We start from the raw sequence: 14,285 nt of genomic DNA on the forward strand, positions 1-14,285 counted from the left end.
AATGAATTCTCCCCACATGGATTACAGCCTGGCGCCGCAAGCCAGTGGCCCGGTGTCATGGCTGGAAACGCTGCTGGTGACCGGCCTGGCCATCGGCCTGGGCTTGTGGCTGACCCCGGCAGACCCGCTGCAGATACATGGCGGCTTCCCCTGGCCGATTATCGCGCCGCTATTGCTGGGTGTGCGCTACGGCTTCGTGCGCGGGCTGTTCAGTGCCGTCCTGCTGGTGCTGGCGATGTTCGTCCTGCGCCACCTCGGGCTTGAAGGCTACGAACAGATCGACTCGTCGTTCATTGTCGGTGTGCTGGTCAGCGGGATGCTGGTGGGGGAGGTTCGCGACCTGTGGATGCGCCGCCTGGAGCGGCTGCAGATGGCCAACGAATACCGTCAGTACCGCCTCGACGATTTCACCCGGGCGCACCAGATCCTGCGCGTCTCCCACGACCTGCTGGAGCAACGCGTCGCGGGCAGCGACCAGAGCCTGCGCAGCTCCTTGCTGGGCCTGCGGGAAAAACTGCGGGTGATGCCGGACGTCGGCGATGCGCTGACCGCCCTGGCCGAACCGGTGGTGTCGATGCTGGCGCAATACGGCGCCCTGCGCGTGGCGGGTCTGTACCGCGTCGACGAACGCGGGGAAAAGGTCTTGCCACAGGCGCTGGCCACCATCGGTGTGATGGGGCCGTTGAGCACCGAGGACGGCCTGGTCAAGCTGTGCCTGGAACGCGGCGAGCTGGTGAGCGTGCGTCAGGAACTGATGGATACCGGTGCGTCCACCGAGTTCTCGTCCTTGCAGGCGTGCATTCCGCTGATCGATGCCGAAGGCCATCTGCTGGCGATCCTGGCGGTGCGGCAGATGCCGTTCTTTGCGTTCAAGGATCGCACCCTGAGCCTGCTGGCGCTGCTCGCCGGGCACATCGCCGACCTGTTGCGCCGCGACCCGCAGGTGCTGCAACTGGCCGACGCCCGTGCCCAGCAGTTCACCTCGCAGCTCAAGCGTTCGCTGGCCGATGCCGACCTGCACCAACTGCCGGCCGGTCTGTTTGCCTTCGAAATGACCCGTCCCAACGAGGAGCTGACGCGCCTGATGGAGCGCAGCCAGCGCGGCCTCGACCTGCACTTGCCGGTGATCAACAACCGCGATCACAAGTTGTTGCTGGTGCTGCTGCCGTTGACCAGCCCGCAAGGCACCGAAGGGTATCTGTCGCGTATCAGCCTGTTGCTGCATGAGCACTTCGGTATCGAGAGTGACATGGACAGCCTGGGCGTACGGGTGATGCCCTTCAATCTGGAGCCTGGCGTCGACCGCCAGGAGCTGCGTAATTTCCTGTTCAACGAGTGTGGCCTGAATGATCAGCAAGTGGCTGTTTAGCGGAGCCCTGTTGTTAGAGGGAGGCAGTTGGGCCAGCTTGTGGATACCGGCGCCCGAATTGCAGCAATTGCTGGTGTTCAGCGTCAGCCATGCCCTGGCGTGCGCGCTGCTGTGCGGGGCGGTCTGGCTGTTGTTGCCGGCGCGCTACCGTGCGCCGTTGCCGTGGAGCCCGCTGTTCATTTTCAGCCTGGCGTTCTTCGTGCCGGTGATCGGCATGCTCGGGGTGGTGCTGTCGATCTTCCCGGCCCTGTACCTGCCGCGCAAACGTGACAAGCAGGCCTGGCAGGCAGTGGGCATCCCGGACCTGCCGTATCGCGCGCAACAACAGGTGCATTCGCCGATCTTCGCCGACGGTGGTTTGCAGGATGTGTTGCGCCATGCCCCCGATCCGGATCAGCGCCTGGCCGCCCTGGTGGCCACGCGACGCATGCCGGGCAAGGAAGCGGTGCCGATCCTCAAATTGGCGCTGGGCGACCCGAGCGATGACGTGCGCCTGCTGGCGTATTCGATGCTCGACAAGCAGGAAAGCGACATCAACCTGCACATCCAGATCGCCCTCGGGCAACTGGTCGGTGCCAGCCCCGCCGCTGCCGGTGCGCTGCATGCCACCCTGGCGCGCTGGTATTGGGAGTTGGCCTATCTCGGCCTGGCCCAGGGCAGTGTGCTCGACCACGTGCTCGAGCAGGCCGCCGACCATGCCGATCAGGGCCTGCAAGCGGGCGAGGGCGGCGAACTGTTCCTGCTCGCCGGGCGCATTGCCCTGGTGCGCGGCGACATCGAGCGCGCCGAAGTGCTCCTGCACCAGGCCCAGGACGACGGCATGGACCCGGCCCAGGTGCTGCCGTTTCACGCCGAACTGGCGTTCGAGGCCGGGCGCTACTCGGAAATCCCCGGACTGCTCGCGCAACTTCCCGAGAAAACCCGTCAGCGGCCACCGTTCGCTGATCTGGTCAGGAGCTGGACATGAATCATCAGCAAGAGCCGCCGTTGGCCGATATCTGCCTGCTGCTCGAAGGCACCTGGCCATACGTGCGCGGTGGTGTGTCGAGCTGGATCCACCAGATGATCCTCGGCCTGCCGGAGCTGACCTTCTCGGTGATGTTCATTGGCGGTCAACGTTCGGCCTACCCGGCGCGGCGCTACGAAGTGCCGTCCAACGTGCTGCACATCGAAGAAGTGTTTCTCGAGGATGCGACCCATCCGGTCAACACCCGTGGCACGCCGCGCGAAGCCGATCAACAGCAATTGATGGACCTCTATCGCTTCCTGCATCACCCGGATGCGCCGGAGCCCGAACTGGGCGAACGCCTGCTCGATTGCATCGCCCAAGGGCAGATGACCCTCGACGACGTGTTGCGCAGCCGCGCCAGTTGGGAGGCATTGAGCGAGGGCTATCGCCTGCATTGCGCCGACCCGTCCTTCGTCAATTATTTCTGGACCCTGCGCTCGATGCAGTCGCCGTTGCTGATGCTCGCCGAAGCATCGCGCAAGATGCCGCGCGCGCGGATGCTGCATTCGGTGTCCACCGGTTATGCCGGGTTGCTGGGGTGCATCCTCAAGCAACGCTGGAAGTGCCATTACCTGCTCAGCGAGCACGGCATCTACACCAAGGAACGCAAGATCGACCTGGCCCAGGCCAGCTGGATCGCCGAGAGTTCCGGCCAGGCGCTCAACCGCAGCCTCGACGCCGGCTCGGGTTACATCCGGACCCTGTGGGTGCGTTTCTTCGAGCGCATCGGCCAGCTGACCTATAACAGCGCCGACAACATCATCGCGCTGTATGACGGCAACCGTCAGCGTCAGATCAAGGACGGTGCCGACCCGGCGCGCACGCAGGTGATTCCCAACGGCATCGACCTGCCGCAGTGGACGGCGGCCCTGGAGTCCCGTGCACCGGGCATTGCCCCGGTGGTGGGGTTGATCGGGCGGGTGGTGCCGATCAAGGACGTGAAGACGTTCCTGCGGGCCATGCGCGGCGTGATCAGCGCCATGCCCGAGGCCGAAGGCTGGATCGTCGGCCCCGAGGAGGAAGACCCGGAGTACGTCAGCGAATGCCGCAGCCTGATGGCCAGCCTGGGGCTGGAGGGCAAGGTGCATTTCCTCGGCTTCCAGCGCATCCAGGAGATCCTGCCGCAACTCGGGTTGATGGTGCTGACCTCGATCAGCGAGGCGCAACCGCTGGTGATCCTCGAAGCCTGGGCCGCCGGCACGCCGGTGGTCAGCAGCGACGTGGGCTCGTGCCGCGAACTGATCGAAGGCGGCAGTGCCGAAGACCGCGACCTCGGGATGGCCGGCAAGGTGGTGGCGATTGCCGATCCACAGGCCACCTGCACCGCGATCCTCGAACTGCTGCGCAACCCGCAACGCTGGCACGACGCCCAGGCCAGTGGCCTGCTGCGGGTCAATCGTTACTACACCGAAGCCTTGATGCTGCAGCGCTACCGCGACCTGTATCAAGCAGCCATGGAGAACAGTTAAATGGCCGGCATTGGCTTCGAACTGCGCAAGATCCTTTCGCGCGACTCCTACACCGCGACCCTGCACGCCTATGTGTATGCCGGCCTGATCAGTTCCGGGCCCTGGGTGCTGTCGATCATCAGCGTGATGCTGGTGGGCATCATCAGCCTGGGCCTGGTGATCCCCAATACGCTGGTGGGGCAGTTCCTGGTCACGGTGACGTACCTGATGGCCACCTCGCTGATTCTGACCGGTGGCCTGCAGTTGTACTTCACACGCTTCGTGTCCGACCGGTTGTTCGAGCACAAGTACGAGCAGATCCTGCCCAACCTGCTGGGCATCCTGTTGCTGGTCACGCTCGCGGCCGGGGTCCTGGGGATCATCGTGCTGAGCCTGTTGTTCGACCAGCCGCTGCTCTACCGCTTGCTGGTGCTGGCGAACTTCGTAGTGCTGTGCAACCTGTGGCTGGTGATCATCTTCCTGTCGGGGATGAAGGCCTATAACCGCATTCTGCTGGTGATGCTGGTGGGTTACTCGTTGATGGTGGCGAGCGCCTACGTGCTGGCGTTTCTCAAGATCCCGGGCCTGCTGCTGGCGCTGCTGATCGGGCACAGCTCGTTGCTGTTCCTGTACCTCTACGACATCCTGCGCGAGTACCGGGCGGAGAAGCTGATCGCCTTCGATTTCCTCGACCGCCGCCAGGCCTTCCTCAGCCTGCTGGCCACCGGGTTCTTCTACAACTTCGGCATCTGGGTCGACAAGTTCCTGTTCTGGTTCAACCCCGGCACCTCGAACGAGGTCATCGGCCCGTTGCGCGCCTCCATCCTGTACGACCTGCCGATCTTCCTTGCCTACCTGGCGATCATCCCCGGGATGGCGGTGTTCCTGGTGCGCATCGAAACCGATTTCGCCGAATGGTACGACCGTTTGTTCCGGGCCATCCGCGAAGGCGAAACCCTGCAGCACATCGGCTCGCTGAAAACCGAAATGACCCTGTCGATCCGCCAGGGCCTGCTGGAAATCTGCAAGGTCCAGGGCCTGACGGTGGTGCTGTTGTTCCTGTTCGCACCGCGCCTGCTCGACTGGCTGGGCATGTCCAGCTACTACCTGCCGCTGTTCTACATCGACCTGATCGGCGTGAGCATCCAGGTGGTGTTCATGGCGTTGCTCAACGTGTTCTTCTACCTGGACAAACGCACCGTGGTTCTGGAGTTGTGCGTGTTGTTCGCGGTGTTGAACGGCGCGTTGACGCTGCTCAGCATGCACCTGGGCCCGAGCTTCTTCGGCTACGGCTTCACCCTGTCGTTGCTGGTGTGTGTATTGCTCGGTTTACACCGACTGTCCACGGCACTGGAAGACCTGGAGTACGACACCTTCATGCTCTCGACGCGGTAAAGTGTTGCCCCTGTGGGGGCGAGCAGGTTCGCTCCCACAATGCTTTTCGCCAGACAGCCGGCGGTCGGGCCCACTTGAAACACCAAGGTCCGCTGCTAGCCTTGATCTCTCGGAGCTGCCGGCTTATCGCGATGTGTTCCGGGCCATCCCTTGACTCGAGCACGGCTCGACCCCTCAAGCCGCCCCTCGCCCACCCCCTCATCGACTCCAGGCAAACTCTCCGACCCATGTCCTCCACTCACGTTTTGGAGATGTCGCATGAACGCACAGGAGATCCTGCTCACCCGCGTCACGCCCGCCTACTGGCGCGTCACCTTCCATAACCCGCCGTACAACATCTACGGCCCGCAAACCATGCCGCAGCTGAACGAAGTGATCACCGCGCTCGAGACCGATCCGCAGGTCAAGGTCGTGGTGTTCGACAGCGACGTCGAAGGCTTCTTCCTCACCCACTACGACTTCGTCCCGCCCCTGACCGACACCACGAGCATGCCCAACGGCCCCACCGGCCTGCCGCCGCTGCCCGACATGCTGGTGCGCCTGAGCAAGGCGCCGGTGGTGTCCATCGCCTCGATCCGCGGCCGCGCCACCGGCGTCGGCAGCGAACTGGCCCTGGCCAGCGACATGCGTTTCGCCAGCCGCGAAAAAGCCATCCTGTCGCAATGGGAAATCGGCGCCGCGCTGGTCCCCGGTGGCGGCCCCATGGCCCGTCTGCCACGGCTGATGGGACGTGGCCGGGCACTGGAAGTGCTGCTCACCGGCAATGACATCGACGGAGAACTCGCCGAACGCTACGGCTACGTCAACCGCGCGTTCCCCGACGCCGAACTCGACGCTTTCGTCGACACCATCGCCCGGCGCATCGCGCACTTCGACAAGCAGTCGATCGGCGAAATCAAACGCCTGGTCGATGCCTCGAGCCTGCCACCCACCGAAGCCATCGCCGCCGAATGGGACGGGTTCATCGGTTCGGTGAAACGCCCGGCGGCGCAGCAACGAATCAAGCAGTTGATGGAGCTTGGCCTGCAGGAAAAAGCCGACGTGGAAATACGCCTGGCGCATCACACCGGCACCCTCGGCGAATAAACCGCAACACTCATCAATCAGGAGTCATCGTCATGAGCACTGGATTGGAAACCGTTCTGTACACCGCAAAAACCCAGGTCGTCGGCGGACGCACCGGCATCGGCAAATCGAGCGACGGCCAGCTCGAAGTCACCCTCAGCTCACCGGGCGCCGGCAAGCCCGGCACCAACCCCGAACAGCTGTTCGCCGTCGGCTACTCCGCCTGCTTCCTGGGCGCGTTGCAAGTGGCGGCCGGGCAACAGAAAGTCAAACTGCCGCAGGACACCGAGGTGAATGCCGAGGTGGATTTGGGCAAGACCAAAAATGGCGAGTTTCAGTTGGCGGTTCGGCTGGATGTGAAGATTTCCGGGTTGGAGGACAAGGTGAAGAAGGAACTGGTCGATGCGGCTCACGAGATCTGCCCGTATTCGCGGATGACCCGGGGGCATGTTTCGGTGGAGTTGAAGGCGTCTTGAGGGTTGGCGCTGCATGACGCTTTTCTGCGCGCTTGACTGAAAAAGGGCAGCCTGAAAGCTGCCCTTTTTCTGTAGGAGCGAGCTCGCTCGCGAACGGCGTCACCGATAACTTTGGCTACCTGAATACCTGCGGTGCCTGAATCGCCATCGTTGGAGCGCCGCTCGGAACATGCTCGCGCCTACAGTCCCATCGCGCAGCCCGAAACACACCCCTTGCGCTCTCAGTCCTGAACCACCACCGGATAACAAGCATCACCCCACAGCGTTTCCGGGTTGTCCAGCATCAGCAGAATGATCACAGGCACCAGCTTGCCGAGGAGGTTGGAGCAGTCGCGCAACTGACCCCGGTTGACGCTGCTGTTCCAGGTTGCGCCCCCATGCATGACCTGGTTGCGCAGTGTGTAGATCCGGTTGAACAGAACGCCGAGCACGGCTGGGGTATTGCGGTTGGCCAATGCCTGCTGTGCGGTACGCCGACCGCTGGCAAAACGTTCGGTCCACTGTTGCTCGCTGATCTTGCCGTTCTGGTGTTCCCAGAAGCTCTGGAACACGAAGGGGTTGTCGAGCAGTGCGCGAATGCTGCCGGAAAACTCGGACCAGACCAGATTCTCGATCAGGTTGGCCGTATCGAGAGTGCACAGCTTGTCCAGGAAGGCCTTGAACGTCGATTGCTCGGAAAGACGGTATTGCTCATCGATGTCGGTGGCGTACGCGGAGTTGAAGGCAATCCACAAGAAAATGAAACGCCCATCGACATCCTCGGCCTGCTCGGCACGGCTGAGCCAACTCAGCGCCCGATGAACGCGCAACGTGAGATTGGGATGGTGATGTTCACGCTCCAGGCGATGGCGAGTCTTGAGGGTCTGATGGTCCATGGTTCCGGTCCTTGATGTCATGGCGCACGCGAACGGCCAGCGGCGTGTCTGAAAAGTTTACATATTCGGCGTTGAACACCGCCGTGGATGGAGAAGCGTCTATCCAGCAGGTGACAACCTGCACCCATTGTTTACCTGTACGGACAGACAACGTGGACGAAACTCGTGCTTTTGCTTAGGGTATGGCCATTCGATATTACCTGCAAGGCAGTCTTAATGAAGCGCGAACAGTTCCTGGCACAACCTGAAGTCGAGGCTTTTGTAGCATGGCTGGTGGCGAATTTGCCCACGCTCACCTTCAAACTTCGTTTCAAATCGAGCAAGTTCGTGCCGGGCGGGTTGCAGGCGGATGTCCGGGGTTTCGAGCAAGTGCTGGAGCATTACCGTTGGAAGGCCAGCTGGCAGGACTCCAACCAAAGCGCCGTGGACTCGCAAACCTGGGCCGAAACTCAACGCTCGCTCGGGCAACTGCGCGAATGGCTGACCAGTGCGGTCAATCGTCGGGATGAACAGCAAACGCTGCAGGCGTGCCTGCAGATTCTTCGTTGGGGGGGTGTGCGCGGAGCGATACCGTTTTTGCATCGGCTGGCTGCCGAGGGGGAGCTGTCGAGCTACCTGAAAAAGATGGCGGTGCTGATGTCGCTCGATGGCGACAATGACCTGGATGATCTCGACGCCCTCAGTGTCGAGCGTTTCGATTCGGGCCTGACCAAGATTCATGCCTTGCTCGATGCCTCGGGTTCGCCCATCTACGACAGCCGCGTCGGTGCTGCCATCGGCATGCTGTACTCGCTGTTTCGCCAGCAATGGGCGGGAAGCCGCAAACCCTTGCTGGCGTTCCCGTCCGGCGGCGCTCGCGGCAGCCAGATCCGCAACTCCCGGGCGTTCCTGAACGGGTTGGTGGCGCCGCAATTTTCGCAGGTCAGTTACGAAAAATGGGCGCGCTGGCAAGTGCGGCTGGGCTGGATCATCCGAGCGGTGCTGGAGCGCACCGACTGGTTCGCCGAACAAGGGGCGCTGCCTGCGCGCTGCCATGCGTTCGAGGCCAGCCTGTTCATGCTCGGGTATGACTTGCGCTGCTTCGATCTGCCGCTGACGCCCGATCCCAAAAAGGCCGCAGCGGCGGTGGAGGATGAGTCGGAAGAAGAGTCTGAACGCGACACTGGCTGGGTACCGACCGGCCATCCTTTCAGTCAGGTCATCAAGGGCTACCTGGCCTTCCGCAAAACCGGTGTGCCGGATGAGAAGAAGTTTTTCGTTGAATGGTTGATGACCCATCCGCGGGACGGAAAAACAGTCACCCGTGAGACCGCTCAGAGCTACTGTTTCGCCTTTTCCATCCATGAGTTCGATTTGTTCAAGCGACCGCTCAAAGAACTCGAACGTATCGCCGCCGGCGGCGAGGTCGGGCTGTGCGCGGCACTGGCGACCGATACCCTGCAACCCTTCACCCTCGGCGATGAGCGTGCCGATGTCTGCCTGGTGGATGTGTTGATCACCGGCCGTGCCTATCAGCAAGGGCTGACGGAAAAAGCACGCATTGACTTGGTCATGAGTGCGGGTCATGCCGGTACTGAAAACGCTGCCAAAACACTGATGGCGCTGGGTCGCAACGTGGGCATGCACTTCGGTCTGCTCGATGCGCAGTATTTGCCGACGCCTCTTTTCGAGCAGTTTTTCAGCGGCTGCTCGCTCGACGCCTGACCCACAGACGACACTGATATCAGCGTGACGCGTCCCCGGACGCTTCACCGGACTGGATGCGCCCATGCAAACCCGAAACGGGATTCAGTTGTACTCCGCCTCAGATATCTGCGGCTTTCTTGAGTGCCAGCACCTGACGAGGCTGGACCTTCAGCACCTGGTCATGCCCATGGAAAAAGCACCGGCCAGCGATCAGAACCGCTTGATTCAGGACAAGGGCCTGGCCCACGAGGCGGCCTTTCTGGAGCGGCTCAAAAGCGAAAATGCCAAGGTCATCGACATCGCGCAGGGTAATCCGAGTTTTGCGCGGCGGGTGGAATTGACCATCGAGGCCATGAAGGCGGGCGTCGACATCATCTTTCAGGCGTCGCTTCAGCAAGGCCCCTATATCGGTCATGCCGATTTCCTGCGCAAAGTACCGCGGGCATCGGCCCTGGGCGATCACAGCTACGAGGTGATCGACACCAAACTGGCGAAAGTGGCCAAGGCCAAGTTCCTGATCCAGGTCGCCCTCTATTCCCGCATGCTGATCTCGATCCAGGGCGTACAGCCGCAGTGGATGTACATCGTGCTCGGTGACGCGGAGCAAACCGAGCAGGCCTTTCGGGTGGCCGACTACGCCGATTACCTCCAGCAGGTTCTGCAGCGTTTCGAAGCGTTCGTGAACAATGCCGACCGCCCCTTCACCTATCCGGACCCCTGTGGTTTTTGTGGGTTCTGCGCCTGGCGCGACCGCTGTGACGAGCAGCGCCAGCAGGACGATCACCTGTCGGCCGTCGCCGGCATCAGCCGTTCGCAGATCCAGAAATTGCAGAGTGCCGGCGTGACCACCTTGCGCGAGCTGGCTGAGAGCGGCGAGAACCTGCGCGTGGCGAAACTGCAAAGCGAGTCGTTGAACAAGCTGCGCCATCAGGCGCGTTTGCAGTTTCAGGGGCGCTCCAGCGGCGTCCCGCTGTTCGAACTGCTCGCCGTGTCGGGTGAGCGACGTGGCTTTCATCGCCTGCCCCACGCGGTCGAGGGCGACCTGTTCTTTGACATGGAGGGCAACCCCCTGGAAGAAGGTGGCCTGGAATACCTGTTCGGTCTGTACATCGACGAAGGCGGGCAGCAAGTGTTCAAACCCTTCTGGGCACATGACCGAGAGCAGGAAAAGCTCGCCTTCGAACAGTTCATCGATTGGGTCATCGCCCATCTGCAGCGTTACCCCGACGCGCATGTTTACCACTACGCCAGCTATGAAGAGACGGCGATCAAACGCCTGATGAGCCAGCACGGGACGCGTGAGGCACAGGTGGACTGGTTGCTGCGTAACGGCAAGCTCATCGACTTGTACAAGGTCGTGCGCGAAGCGATCCGGGTGTCCGAGCCCAGCTACTCGATCAAGAACATCGAGCACTTTTACATGGATCAGCGCGACGGCGACGTGACCAATGCCGGCGCGAGCATCGTGTTTTATGAGCGCTGGAAAGAAACGCGCGATGCGGCGCTGCTGGACAAGATCGAGCGTTACAACGAAGACGACGTGCGTTCGACCTATCTTCTGCGTAACTGGCTGATGACAATCAAGCCGTCGGTTGCAGGCGGTGTTCCCGTGCCTGAAACCGAATCCGCAAAATCCGTTGCGGAGCAAACCGAGATCGAGATCCGGTTGGAGGGCTATCGCCATCGGCTGCTGGCCGATGACGAGGATCAGGTCCGGCTGCTCACCTTTCAGTTGCTCGACTTCCACCGTCGTGCCGACAAGCCGACGTGGTGGCAGTTGTTCAGTCGACGGGACATGACGACCGAAGAGTTGCTGGAGGATATCGAAAGCCTGGCCGGTTTGCGGCGTACGGATACACCGGCGACACCGGACAAAAGATCGTTTTTGTATGAGTACCGTTTCGACCCTCAGGAAACCAAGATGCGGGGAGGTTCGGCAGGTGTCATCAGTGAATCCCTGAACCCGGTGCAACTGGTGCACCTGGACTATGATCGGTGCCTGGCGACCTTCAAGGCCACCGCCGCCAAGGCACCGCCCGATCAATTCGACATGATTCCTGGCACACCGATCCCGACGGGTTCGCTGCGCGAAGCGCTGTATCGATACGCCGACAATGTCCTGGCTGGCGGTCAGCGCTTCCAGGCCGTCACCGATTTCCTGCATCGCCGCGCGCCCCGAGTGAACGGCGTCGAGCCTGGCGCGCCGCTGCTCGATCCTGGTTTGCCGACGCTGGAAGCCATCAAGCAGGTGGTGCGCCACCTCGATCACAGCGTGCTGTTCATCCAGGGGCCGCCCGGTGCAGGCAAGACCTACACCGGCTCCCATGTCATCGTCGACTTGCTCAAGGCAGGCAAGCGCATCGGTGTCACGTCCAATTCGCACCACGCCATCAATAACCTGCTGGCGGCGGTTGAATCGCGTGCGCTGGAGGCGGGCGTGACATTCAGCGGATTGAAAAAATCCGGAGAGAGCGAAGACACGGTGTTTACCGGTCGCTGCATTCGCTCCATCGAGAACAAGACGAAGTACCTTGAAGCCTGGGGGCCGAACACCCATTTGACGGCCGGCACCGCCTGGCTGTTTGCCGACCCGGTGTTCACCGAGCAACTGGACTACCTGTTCATCGACGAGGCGGGGCAGGTGAGCGTGGCGAATCTGGTCGCCATGGGCCTGACCGCGCGCAACATCGTGCTGATGGGCGACCAGATGCAGTTGTCGCAGCCCGTGCAAGGTGTCCATCCGGGCCGCTCCGGCGACTCCATTCTCGACTACCTGCTGGATGGCACGCCCACCATCGCGCCTGATCGAGGGGTGTTCCTGGCACACACCTGGCGAATGCACCCCGACGTCTGCTCGTTCATTTCGCAGGCCGTGTACGAAGGCCAGTTGTCGCCGGCGCCCGGTAACGAGAAGCGGGTGTTGTCACTGGATGGTCAGCGTCCGGAAGTACCCAACAGCGGGCTGATGTTTTGCCCCGTGGATCACGATGGCAACAGCCAGAGTTCGGACGAGGAGGCGGCGTACGTCAAAGCACTCTACGCCTACTTCCTGCGCCAGCGCTTCGTGGATAACGAGGGTGTGGCGCACGAGATCGGCGTCGACAACATCCTGGTGGTCGCCCCCTACAACCTGCAGGTGCAGTTGCTGAAACAGGCGCTGCCCATGGGCGCGCGCGTCGGCACGGTGGACAAGTTTCAGGGACAGGAAGCGGAGATCGTCATCGTCTCGATGGCGACCTCCAACGAAAACTACCTGCCCCGGGACATCAGTTTCCTGTACTCGAAAAACCGCCTGAACGTCGCCGTCAGCCGGGCAAAGTCCCTGGCGTGCATCGTCGCCAGTCCGGATCTGACCGCCGTGCGCTGCGTGACGCCTCAGGAGATGAGTCTGGTCAACGGCCTGTGCATGGCCATCAGACACGGCGCGGGTGAACGCTGTGCAGGTTGATCGCGCCGAGGCGAAGGCGCTCGGCCTCGGGGACTGGCACCTGTGCGTGCTGCTCGACACGTCGCAGCATCTCTCGTCCCTCGACCCGCAGGTGCTGAATGAGCGCAATGTGGCCGGCGACACGCCGCTCGACCTGGCCTATCGCCTGGGTCGCCGCGAATTGATGGGCAAGCTGCAAGCCCTCGGTGCACAGGGCGAGCCGCAGTTTCGCGACTGGCCTGGCCTCGGGACGTTCATGCCGCACGACCAGTACATTCACCAGCCGGCACGGCAGGGCAATGTCAAAACCCTGGAGGCACGCTACCGACTCGGCGGGAGCCTTAACGATCGCGATGCGCTGGGCAATACACCGCTGCATTGGTTGGTGATCAATGGGCATTTGAAGGCCGTCAAATACTTCGCCGAGCGCTACCGGTCGTTTGGCCTGGACCTGAACGCGAAGAACCGCCAAGGCGAGACCGCGCGCAACATTGCGTTGGGTAACGGCTTCCACGAGACCGCACAGCAGTTGTTGACGGCGGAGATCGACAACTGCATCGGTGCGCTACGCATCTGGCGCGAGATGGGGCTCAATCATGCATGAGCCAAGGCCGCAACTCCTTGAGGTTGGTCACCACAATTTGCTGCGCTTCGGGGTTGGTGGCCTGGTTTCGTGGGTCGACCTGGTAGCGGCGCAGTACGTACTTCACCAGGGCCTTGCGACTGGCGACGACCAGCGTCCCTTCGGTCATGCCGAAATCGGTTTCGATGATGGCCTGCTGTGCTGCATTCAAGCGGCCGTCGGGGGCAAAGATGATAGGGACCTCGGTATTCCAGTCCTCGTCCATCTCACGCGTGTTTGGCGACTCGTCGAGCAAATCCGGCTCGCCGCGCAAGCGGCTCAATACAAAGTCGCGGTACTGGCGGTTTTTTTCGCAGTACGCGCGCACATGCCAGCGCATCCCGGTGTACACCAGGGTGTGGGGGGCAATCAGGCGGATTTCCACGTTCGGCGTGTTGAGCGAAACGTACTCGGTTTCCAGGCGCAAACCGTCGCGACACGCCGCGAGCAAGGGCCGCAGGACTTCCGGGCGAATGGGCCGGTCGGGTACTTCCAGAACCTTGGTGTGGGCGTAGGCCAGGGCCAGCCCTTCGATGTGTGGCGCCCGCTCGTTGTTCTGGAAAAGCAGGTGCAGGTAGGCGCTGGCGCTGTCATCGATGAACAGGGGTTTGAAGTGCTTGCTCGGTACGTAGCCCTTGCGTTGCTTGTCATATGTCAAGTTTCGGGGCGCATGTTCATTGATGTAGGTGTTGATGTCCTTGGACGCTTGTTGGCGACTGATCCCGAAGCTCTGCATCAGGTGCCCCGTGGTCAGGCGGCCTTCCCACCAGGCAACGGTCTCGATCAAACGATAGCGAAGTGCCAGGTCCCAGCGGACCTGCTCGATGGATTGCTTGCGTTTCATACCCGCTCCATGTGTTTGAATACTTTACCTGTATAAGTCTACATTCTAGACCTGTCGTAAATCACTACA

Annotated in this window: 11 protein-coding genes; 9 read left to right on the forward strand and 2 right to left on the reverse strand. The window is 61.9% G+C overall.

Features of this window, described 5'->3' with window-relative positions:
• Position 1 precedes the first annotated feature (1 nt).
• The 6 genes from ACM6IM_RS28535 to ACM6IM_RS28560 all read left to right on the forward strand — a co-directional run bounded on the left by ACM6IM_RS28535 (position 2) and on the right by ACM6IM_RS28560 (position 6,762).
• Complete coding sequence (locus ACM6IM_RS28535; protein ID WP_414866942.1) at positions 2 to 1,369, forward strand: PelD GGDEF domain-containing protein; 1,368 nt, start codon at positions 2 to 4, stop codon at positions 1,367 to 1,369.
• Entirely contained in the window at positions 1,347 to 2,336 is a 990-nt protein-coding gene (locus ACM6IM_RS28540; RefSeq protein ID WP_201194487.1) for a HEAT repeat domain-containing protein, read from the forward strand. Before ACM6IM_RS28535 ends, ACM6IM_RS28540 begins: the two co-directional genes overlap by 23 nt.
• Positions 2,333 to 3,847, forward strand: a complete 1,515-nt coding sequence (gene pelF / locus ACM6IM_RS28545; protein ID WP_414866943.1) for a GT4 family glycosyltransferase PelF — start codon at positions 2,333 to 2,335, stop codon at positions 3,845 to 3,847. Before ACM6IM_RS28540 ends, pelF begins: the two co-directional genes overlap by 4 nt.
• Positions 3,848 to 5,221, forward strand: a complete 1,374-nt coding sequence (pelG, locus tag ACM6IM_RS28550; protein ID WP_414866944.1) for an exopolysaccharide Pel transporter PelG — start codon at positions 3,848 to 3,850, stop codon at positions 5,219 to 5,221.
• A 258-nt stretch (positions 5,222 to 5,479) separates the two neighbouring features.
• The gene (locus tag ACM6IM_RS28555) at positions 5,480 to 6,307 is read left to right on the forward strand and encodes an enoyl-CoA hydratase/isomerase family protein (protein ID WP_414866945.1); all 828 of its coding nucleotides are present in this window, start codon (positions 5,480 to 5,482) and stop codon (positions 6,305 to 6,307) included.
• Between the two features lie 32 nt (positions 6,308 to 6,339).
• Complete coding sequence (locus ACM6IM_RS28560; RefSeq protein WP_414866946.1) at positions 6,340 to 6,762, forward strand: organic hydroperoxide resistance protein; 423 nt, start codon at positions 6,340 to 6,342, stop codon at positions 6,760 to 6,762.
• 221 nt (positions 6,763 to 6,983) lie between these two features.
• On the opposite strand, the gene ACM6IM_RS28565 is transcribed toward ACM6IM_RS28560, so the two are convergent.
• Positions 6,984 to 7,637: a HEPN domain-containing protein gene (locus tag ACM6IM_RS28565; protein WP_201194496.1), complete on the reverse strand. Its 654-nt coding sequence runs from the start codon at positions 7,635 to 7,637 to the stop codon at positions 6,984 to 6,986.
• Positions 7,638 to 7,853: 216 nt separating this feature from the next.
• Here ACM6IM_RS28565 and ACM6IM_RS28570 point away from each other — a divergent pair, with 216 nt between their 5' ends.
• The 3 genes from ACM6IM_RS28570 (at position 7,854) to ACM6IM_RS28580 (ending at position 13,354) form a co-directional block, all read left to right on the forward strand.
• Positions 7,854 to 9,341: a hypothetical protein gene (locus ACM6IM_RS28570; RefSeq protein WP_414866947.1), complete on the forward strand. Its 1,488-nt coding sequence runs from the start codon at positions 7,854 to 7,856 to the stop codon at positions 9,339 to 9,341.
• A gap of 64 nt (positions 9,342 to 9,405) precedes the next feature.
• On the forward strand, positions 9,406 to 12,771 hold the full coding sequence (locus ACM6IM_RS28575) for a TM0106 family RecB-like putative nuclease (RefSeq protein WP_414866948.1): 3,366 nt from the start codon (positions 9,406 to 9,408) through the stop codon (positions 12,769 to 12,771).
• Positions 12,761 to 13,354, forward strand: coding sequence for an ankyrin repeat domain-containing protein (locus ACM6IM_RS28580; protein ID WP_414866949.1), 594 nt, complete (start codon positions 12,761 to 12,763; stop codon positions 13,352 to 13,354). The genes ACM6IM_RS28575 and ACM6IM_RS28580 overlap by 11 nt, the downstream gene beginning before the upstream one ends.
• Here the strand turns inward: ACM6IM_RS28580 and ACM6IM_RS28585 are convergent.
• Positions 13,341 to 14,216, reverse strand: a complete 876-nt coding sequence (locus tag ACM6IM_RS28585) for a WYL domain-containing protein (RefSeq protein WP_192309453.1) — start codon at positions 14,214 to 14,216, stop codon at positions 13,341 to 13,343. The two genes, ACM6IM_RS28580 and ACM6IM_RS28585, sit on opposite strands and share 14 nt — an antisense overlap.
• Positions 14,217 to 14,285 lie beyond the last annotated feature (69 nt).

Origin of the sequence: Pseudomonas sp. IT-P12 (genome assembly GCF_949767465.1) — a bacterium.
Lineage (GTDB): Bacteria > Pseudomonadota > Gammaproteobacteria > Pseudomonadales > Pseudomonadaceae > Aquipseudomonas.